The sequence below is a fragment of the Mesorhizobium sp. M4A.F.Ca.ET.020.02.1.1 genome (assembly GCF_004022645.1).
Taxonomy (GTDB): domain Bacteria; phylum Pseudomonadota; class Alphaproteobacteria; order Rhizobiales; family Rhizobiaceae; genus Mesorhizobium.
In genome coordinates, this window is record NZ_RZOI01000212.1 from 1 (window position 1) to 8,330 (window position 8,330).

The 8,330-nt window shown below is 61.8% G+C and carries 5 protein-coding genes and 1 pseudogene; 3 read left to right on the forward strand and 3 right to left on the reverse strand.

Features of this window, described 5'->3' with window-relative positions; translation table 11 throughout:
• Window positions 1-825 (reverse strand): ABC transporter ATP-binding protein (locus tag EN742_RS15385; protein WP_148670114.1); only part of this gene is annotated, 825 nt, incomplete at its 3' end.
• 36 nt (window positions 826-861) lie between these two features.
• Entirely contained in the window at window positions 862-1,905 is a 1,044-nt protein-coding gene (locus tag EN742_RS15390) for an ABC transporter substrate-binding protein (protein WP_128332988.1), read from the reverse strand.
• A 214-nt stretch (window positions 1,906-2,119) separates the two neighbouring features.
• Between EN742_RS15390 and EN742_RS15395 the strand changes: the two genes are divergently transcribed.
• The 3 genes and pseudogenes from EN742_RS15395 to EN742_RS15400 all read left to right on the forward strand — a co-directional run bounded on the left by EN742_RS15395 (window position 2,120) and on the right by EN742_RS15400 (window position 5,204).
• Window positions 2,120-3,163, forward strand: a complete 1,044-nt coding sequence (locus EN742_RS15395; RefSeq protein ID WP_126088191.1) for a LacI family DNA-binding transcriptional regulator — start codon at window positions 2,120-2,122, stop codon at window positions 3,161-3,163.
• 492 nt (window positions 3,164-3,655) lie between these two features.
• A pseudogene (locus EN742_RS38120) lies at window positions 3,656-4,061 on the forward strand (ABC transporter substrate-binding protein); the annotation flags it as partial.
• A gap of 48 nt (window positions 4,062-4,109) precedes the next feature.
• On the forward strand, window positions 4,110-5,204 hold the full coding sequence (locus EN742_RS15400; protein ID WP_245492330.1) for a CocE/NonD family hydrolase C-terminal non-catalytic domain-containing protein: 1,095 nt from the start codon (window positions 4,110-4,112) through the stop codon (window positions 5,202-5,204).
• A 561-nt stretch (window positions 5,205-5,765) separates the two neighbouring features.
• On the opposite strand, the gene EN742_RS15405 is transcribed toward EN742_RS15400, so the two are convergent.
• Window positions 5,766-8,330 (reverse strand): NB-ARC domain-containing protein (locus EN742_RS15405; protein ID WP_128332989.1); only part of this gene is annotated, 2,565 nt, incomplete at its 5' end.

Genomic DNA, 8,330 nt, shown 5'->3' on the forward strand with positions numbered 1-8,330 from the left:
TCCGGCGAGGCTCGCATTGAGATGCAGGCTTTCGGCGCGGATCATCAGCGTCTCGCGCGACGCCCCAGTACCGTCGACCTTGCGCGCCAGGCCCGGGGCGATAATGTTGGCCTCGCCCATGAACTCGGCGACGAAGCGTGTCGATGGACGATCATAGATTCGCTGAGGCGCATCGATCTGCTGGATGCGGCCGGAGTTCATCACCGCGATCCGGTCGGACATGGTCAGCGCCTCGCGCTGGTCATGGGTCACATAGATGGTGGTGATCCCGAGATCATCGTGCAGGCGCCGGATCTCGTACTGCATGGTCTCGCGCAGATTCTTGTCGAGCGCCGACAGCGGCTCATCCATCAGCATCACGCGCGGCTCGAAGACAATTGCCCGCGCCAACGCCACACGCTGGCGCTGGCCGCCGGACAGAGCGCCGATGCCGCGCTCCGAAAGACCGTCCAGCTTCACGCGGGCCAAGGTGTCCAGCGCCCGCTGGCGCGCTTCCGCCTTCGGTATCCTGCGCAGCATCAGCGGATATTCGACATTGGCGAGGACGTTCATGTGGGGGAACAGCGCGTAGTTCTGGAAAACGATGCCGATTTCCCGCCTGTTGGGGGCAAGGCGGGTGACGTCGCGAGCCCCCAACAGGAGTTTTCCGGAATCGGGTCGGACAAAACCGGCCAGAGCCATCAGCAAAGTGGTCTTGCCCGACCCGGAGGGGCCGAGCAGCGTAAGGAATTCGCCGGCCCTGATGTCGAGCGAGACATCGTCCAGCGCGACGTAAGACCCATAGGCCTTACGCACGCTGTCGATGGTGATCGGAAGCGATTTCATCATGCGCTCCGTCGTTGCATCTGATGCGCTGGAGCGTCAGCGACTGATCATTTCATCGAAGGCCTTTTGCGCGGCTTCGCCGTTCTTCAGCCACCAGTCGGCATTCGAGAACACCGAAGTGCCGGCGTTTTCGGGCGCCGTCGCCAGGGTCTTCAGACGGTCCTTCGGAATAAGGCCTCCTTCATAGGCGGCAGGGTTGACCGGCCCGTAGGCGATGAAATCGGTGAGCTTCGCCACCCGAGCGGGTTGCGTCATCGCCGCGATCAGCTTCATGGCCGCGTCCTTGTTCTGGGCGCCCTTCGGCACACCGAGGCAGTCCGTGCCGATAACGGAACCCTTGAACGTATAGTCGACGGCGCCGCCATCCGCCTTCACGGTCTGGGATCTTCCGTTCCAGGTGACAACCAGATCCGCTTCGCCGTCTTTCAGCAGTTGCGCCGACTGCGCGCCCGAGGTCCACCACACGGAGACGTTTGGCTTGATCGCCTCGATCCGCTTGATGGCGCGCTGCAGCCCTTCCGGGGTGCTGAGCACGGAATAAACGTCCGCCGGCGCCACGCCGTCGGAGAGCAGCGCGATCTCGATCAGGTCCTGCGCGTTGGCGCGCAAGGCGCGACGGTTCGGGAACTTGGCGACATCCCAGAACTCCGCCCAGCTTTTCGGCGGGTTGTCGCCAAGGGCCTTGGTGTTCCACGACATGACGGTGCCGTAGGAATCGAAGGGATAACAGTAATCGGACTTTGCGCCGGCCGGCACGGATTTGGGATCGATAATCTTGTAGTCGAGCGGTTCCAGCAGCGACTGCGCGGCCGCCTGTGCGCCTTCCGGCGAGCCGAGATGGATGATGTCGGTGGTGACCGCGCCCGAGGTGACCTGCATCTTCAACGCGGCAAGGCCGTCGCTCTGCGTCTCTTCGCGGACCTCATAGCCAAGCTCTTTTGCAGCGGGAGCCCACATGGCCTCCTTGATGGCATTGCCATAGTCCCCGCCTGCGGTGGTGATGGTGACCGTTTGAGCATAGACGGGCAAGGCAGCCGAGACTGCGATCACCGCCAAGGAAATGCGTGGTAGCCAAGACATGGATTTTCCTCCTCCAGGATTCATCAAAGCGTCGATTACGTGGCCATTTTAGAAAATCGTAACGTTACGATTGCAGCGAAACGGCAGTGAGTCAAGCGGCTTTACGGCGGACATTCGATAGTGGGGGCGTCGGATTTGACCGTCAGGTCGAATCCGGTAACGTTACGAAGCGCAGCAAAATCAGCCGACGCATTCGCAAATCAAGTCGGGCGACATGGCCAATCTAAAACAGATCGCGGCGGAACTTTCTCTTTCGGTGACCACCGTATCGCGCGCTCTGAAGGACGGTCCGGAGGTGCACCCCTCGACCGTGGCGCGGGTCAAGGAGGTGGCCAACCGCGTCGGCTACGTGCCTGATCATCATGGTCGCGCGCTCAAAACCGGACGGACCATGACGCTGACGGCGGTGCTGCCGATGGAGACGAGCGATTACCTGTCCGATCTGGCCAAGCTTCCCCTGATCGAGGGCATGACGCTGGCGGCGCGGCAAACGGGCTACAGCCTGTCCATATATTCCACCACGCCCGACGATGATCCGGTCGAAAGCATGCGGCGCCTGTTGCAGGCGCGCAGCGCGGACGGGCTGATCATCACGCGCATGGTCTCGGGCGATCCGCGCATCAAGCTGCTGCTCGACCAGGGCATACCGTTCGTCACCTTCGGCAGAACCGATGTGGACGCCGCCTATCCCTATGTCGATATCGACAATGAGCAGATCGCCTATGACGCGACCCGACGGCTCATGGGCAAGGGCTGCCGACGCATAGCGCTGCAGCTTCTCGTGGCGAAGGACCAGGCGAGCGCCGCGCGGCTCAAAGGCTATCAGAGAGCGATGGCCGAGGCCGGCCTTCCGATCGACCAATCGCTGATCGGCCACGGCACGTTCACGATGGAATCGAGCGCAGCCTGGTTCGATCGGCTGCTGGCGTCGTCAGATCCGCCAACGGGCCTGGCGTGCGCCAATGAACTGGGCCTGCTTGGGGCGCTGCACGCGCTCGGCCGACGGGGCCTTGAGCCGGGCCGAGACGTCCACATCGTCACTCGCGACAACACGCGTCTGTCGCGCTTCCTGCCGGCGAATATCGGCGTTCATTCCGTAGACATGGCAGCCGTCGGGCACAAACTGATCGAGCTGCTGGAGGACCGGATCGCCAATCCGCTTGGGTCGGTCGCGACAGTCTTGTTTGAAGGTGAGTTCGACCCTGGCGAACAGGTCGGACCTGAAGAAGTGGGAGTAAGTCAAATACTCAAAAAGTGAAAAGTGAAGATCCGCATTGCCCTGACAATTATCGGTGACTGGGCCGAACGGCGCGCAGATCCGGATCAAGGACGCTCCTCTTCAACACGCCGATATGTTGCCGATGGCAGGTTGATGCCTGCAGCGGAGATGTTCATGCACCGGAAAGTCAACGCCGTGGCTGCATTTCGGAACTGAATTTGAGCCATCCCCGGCAAGGGATTAGCGGCCCATTTCCCGGCAAGCTTCAGGAAACCGTCGATGTAGGATGTCGTCTCAAGCGGTAGCGTTGACGGACTCCTCGACCAGTAACAAAACGGTGTATGTTTTCTATAGTATAGACATCGACGCTCTCAGGAATTTGCTCGGCGCTGGTCTGCAGAGGCGCGGCGACAACGGCTTGGTCATAGAAACAGTATAAACTCGCTTAAACGCGCTTCAAGCGACGAAATTGCGTTGCCACGGGATCAGCCTAAGGATCGCCCGGAAAGCTCCACTCCAAAGGGGAACCCAATGAGCGATTCCAGCAGGCTGTCGAGCCTCACACGCCGTAATCTTCTTCAAGCGGGGGCCGCTTTGGGCCTGGCCGCAGCGACCGGCTCCCTGGGGTCGCCGGCCGCCGCACAAACGCCAGTGCGCGGCGGACAGTTGCGGCTCGGGCTGGATGGAGGCGCCTCAGCCGATACACTTGACCCGGCCCTGGCGTCCGCCAGCGTCAATTTTGTGATCGCTCATTGCTGGGGCGACACTCTGGTCGAATCCGACCCAACGACGGGCGCGGCGGTTCCCTCGCTGGCCGAGTCCTGGTTCCCCTCCGCCGACGCCAAGGAGTGGACCTTCAAGATACGCAAGGACGTCCGTTTTTCACGATGGTAAGGCGTTTGCCGTTGCCGATGCCGTCGAGACGTTGCGCCGCCACGAAGCAATTTCATGGTGGCGCCGGTGGCTCTGCGCAGAAGACAACAAAGTGGAGAATACGCCGAGGCTGCGTGCCTATATCCTGGACGGGCCGCGGCCGGGCCGGCGCCGCGAGGCTGACCCGGGTTACTGGGTCGCCATGGACAAGTGGGGCGTTCGCGACATGCTCACCTTTAGCGTGGACGCTTCGGGCAGGCTCACCAGGGACGATTCATCGCCTGCCGAAAGAAAGGCGCTCTTGCACTCGCCTCAGGATACAGGAACCGCTGCCGGAGAATTCTTCCCAGTGAAGCCGGACTCGGAAATGGCCGGTGACCAACGTGTCGACGATGCGGGATCGCTCACTTTCGACAGCGTCGTCCTTGCCGAAGAATGCGTTGTGCTCGGCCAGCCGCTCGTCAAACTGTCGCTTTCCAGTGACACCGACTTGGCCAACATAGTCATGAGGCTCGTGGACGTTCACGCCGACGGCTCGGCGACCCGGGTCAGCTATGGCGTTCTCAACCTTGCGCATCGCAACGGCAATGCCGAGCCACAGCCCATGAAGCCGGGCGAGACCGTCGCAGTCGAACTGGTGCTTGATGCGTGCGGCTACCGCTTCGCGCCGGGCCACCGTCTGCGCCTGTCATTGTCCAGTGCTTATTGGCCGACCATCTTGCCGCCGCCTTGCGACGCGACTCTGGTAATCGACCTCTCGGGGCTGCAACTGGAATTACCCCTGCTTGGTGAGCATCGCAGGATAATACCGCCACCGCCCGATCCCGATCCGCTGCCCCGCTATGACGTCTTGATAGAAGGATTGTCTGCCCGTTCGGTCGAACGTGACCTTCAGCAAGGCGTTACTTATTATCGCGTACACGAGGATACGGGTCTCAGTCACCATCCGGAGAACGGCTTGTGCACGCGCGACATCCGGCGAGAGGTATGGTCTATAGCCCCCGACGACCCCCTGTCGTTGGCGGCCGAGATTCGCTGGACATGCGCTACCCAACGGACAGACTGGCGGACGGAAAGCCATTGCACCACCCGTCTCTCCTGCACGGCGACCGAATGGGTTATTTCGGAGCGGGTTGAAGCCGTGGCTGACGGTCACAAGGTATTCGAACGCGACCGCAACGCTGGCATCTCGCGTGACCAGATGTAGGGGTTCTATCCTACGGCAACATAACAGCGCGTCAGGCCCGGATTGGAAAACGGTCCGTCGATCGATTTGGGGCCGAACTCGCAGACGTTCTCAGGACAGATTCGAAGCGCTCCTGTCTTCACACCCTGCACTTGAGTCAGTTGTCGAGGATCGCCTGATTCACATTCTCAGCAGTCAGGTCCAATCGCCTGATTGGATTGGCCAATTCAGACCCCGGAAATACCCCCATTTCAGCGGAGTGTAGCGGACGTGCGACCAATCAGTGCTTGGTCAGAACTAGGGGGTTCGAGTCCACGTCGCGGGGCCCCTTCTGAAAAATTCATAAAAATCAGGCACTTAAGCAGTCGTTTTGGTGGGCCCGGAGGATGTAGTGGGAACGTTGATTTCATTGCGTTTTTCGGAGGCCAAAATCAGAAATCTTCCCGTATCTTTCCGCATGGTTTCGCGGCCGATGATGGCACGCGTTACCGTCATCCATAGGTTCAAATCGCGAACGGCATATCGGGAGCAGCGGCAGGGATCGCGGCTCCTGCCTGCCCGCGGCGCTGCCAGAGGCCAATGCTAGTTCGGCGTAGCCAACAGGCGTGCTGCTGACCGCAGGTCTGCTGTCTCCAAACCCTCTCCGAATCGCGCGAAAATAGGCTGGAGGAGTGCTTGGGCGGCTTCGTGTCGTCCGCGTCCGGCCAACAGGGAAGCGAGGTCGATGGCGGTCCGCAACTCCCATGCGCGAGCCCCTTGACGATCGCTGAGTTCTAACGACCGCCGAAAACAAAGTTCCGCTTCTTCGTCCGCGCTTGCTTGCGGGGCCGCGAGGACAAGGTTGCCCTTCACGCGCAACAGGTCCGGCATGTAGCAAAGATCGCCGCTCGCCTCGACCTGCTCGATCGTGTCCTCGATGAGTGAAAGCGCTTCGGCGAACCGACCGGTCGCGGCGAGGCCCTGAGCGAAGGAGATGTTGAGCGGCGTGGTCAGTAGTTCGTAGGGGGCGGCATGAAGCTCGGCGAGACAGGATCGAAGGCTTTCGACGCCGCTGCCTGCGTCGCCTCGACGAATGGCGAGTTCCCCTTTGAAGCCGCGCCCTAGCGCGAGATAGGGTCCAAGGGAATGAAATTCGGCATGGGAGAAAAGACGATCGATGTGTTCCTCTGCGCGCACCAGGTCTCCGACCCAGAGGAGCACGGAAATCGCCCAGACAAGTGCGATGGAGAGCGTCAGGGGATGGTTCAGGACCTCGGCATCCTCGACCGTCAGCAACGCGCGCTCCACGGCCCGATCCGGGTAACCTTGCAGCCAGAGCGTCCTTGCCAGAATTGCGCCGGCCAGAATCCTGCCGTCGAAGCCGAGATAGTTCGTCGTTGTCCGGTCGGAGCGCGGCCCGCATCGCAGCGCCGCTTCCAGCGCTGTCTGGGCGCGGCCCAGCTCTCCGCTGAGGTGAAGAGAAATCCCCATCAAGGAGTGCGCCAATGTGATGGAGACAGAATCCTCGAGCGTTGCGGCGATGACGGTACAGCGCTCCGCATAGCGCAGCGCGACCTTGAACTCTCCCTTGCGCAGGTGGAACATCTGCAGGGGACCCAGAATCTGAAGCTGATCGAGCGCATCGCCACGCCGGTCGGCAATGGCAAGACTTCTATTCAAAGCCACGCGCGCCGCATCTTTTCCACCATGGGTGAACATCAGGGACACCCCGAGGGCGGCCTGAAGAAGCATCTCCTCCGATCCACCGCCAGTAGCGTCGTCGAGGGCAAGGACCGCCCGCGCCATCCAACGATGACATTCGGCGAGCAATGACATCGACAGAAAAACAGGGGCCGCCGCGGCGGCGAGGCGGACGCCGACTTCAATGTTCCCGCCGGGTCCGAAGCACCAATCCAGGGCCACTCGCACATTGGCCAGGCCAGCGAGTTGAAGCGACCGTTGCGAGGCGCTCGACAAGGTGGGCCACTCGGCTCCTGTCTGCTCCAGCCAGCGCAGGTAATGGGTCGCGTGGCGTGCGGCCAGGCTCGCGAGCTCGGCATCGTCGACGTCGAGCTGAAGGGCGTAAGCCCGTGTCGTGTCGAGCAGCCGATAACGCATCGTTGCTCCGGCGGGCCTTGCCGCCACCATCGACTTGGCAACGAGACTGTCGATTGCCCCAAACACGAGAGTGTCGTCGACCGTTGCGCTCGTCGCGACTTCAAGCGCCGCGTCGATCGAAAAGTGACCAATGAAGACCGCAAGCCGGCGAAGCAACAGGCGCTCAAACTCGGACAGCAAGCCGTAGCTCCAGTCCAAAGTCGCCTGGAGGGTCTTCTGCCGCGCCGGGGCGCTGCGTTGTCCCGGCCACAACAGCGTCAGCCGCTCGTCGAGAAGTTCCGCGGTTTTCTGCAGGCCGTAGCTCGCAACCCGTCCAGCCGCCAGCTCAATCGCCAGCGGCACGCCGTCAAGCTTGCGACAGATGCCGGCCACGATGGCGGCATCCGCATCTTGGAGGTCAAGCCGGGCGCCGCTCGCCGCGGCTCGTTCCAGGAACAGCTGCGTCGCAGGAAAGCTGTTCACCACGAACGTGTTGAGTTCCAGATCGCCCGGCGCGCATTCAAGCGGCGCCAGCTTGTAGACATGCTCGCCTTCGACCTGAAGAGGCTCCCGGCTCGTTGCCAGCAGATGCGCTTGCGGCGCAGCGGCGAAGATACGGGCCGCCAAATCTGCCGCCGCGTCGATGACATGCTCGCAAGTGTCGAGGATCAGCAAGATCCTCTTGTCTGCCAGATAGGCGACCAAGCCGGATGTCGGGTCGTCGGGCTGAAGGGACAACCCCAACATCGAGGCTACGGTCGTCGCAACCAGGCTTTGATCGCTCAGCGCCCCGAGATCGACGAAATGCACGGCGCCCGCGAATGCTTCGACCAGGTCATGGCCCACAGCCACGGCAACCGTGGTCTTGCCGACACCACCAGTGCCAACGATCGTGACGAAACGCCTGTCGGCCAGTTGAGTTGAAAGTGCGTCGGTATCACCGGTACGGCCGACCATCCGGACCAGGCGGCCTGGCAGATTGGCTTGCGGATAGCTGGCAACGACCTCCCCAACTACATTGTTTTGACTATCTGACCGCGAGACCGGGGCGACAAAGCAGTAGCCTCGCCC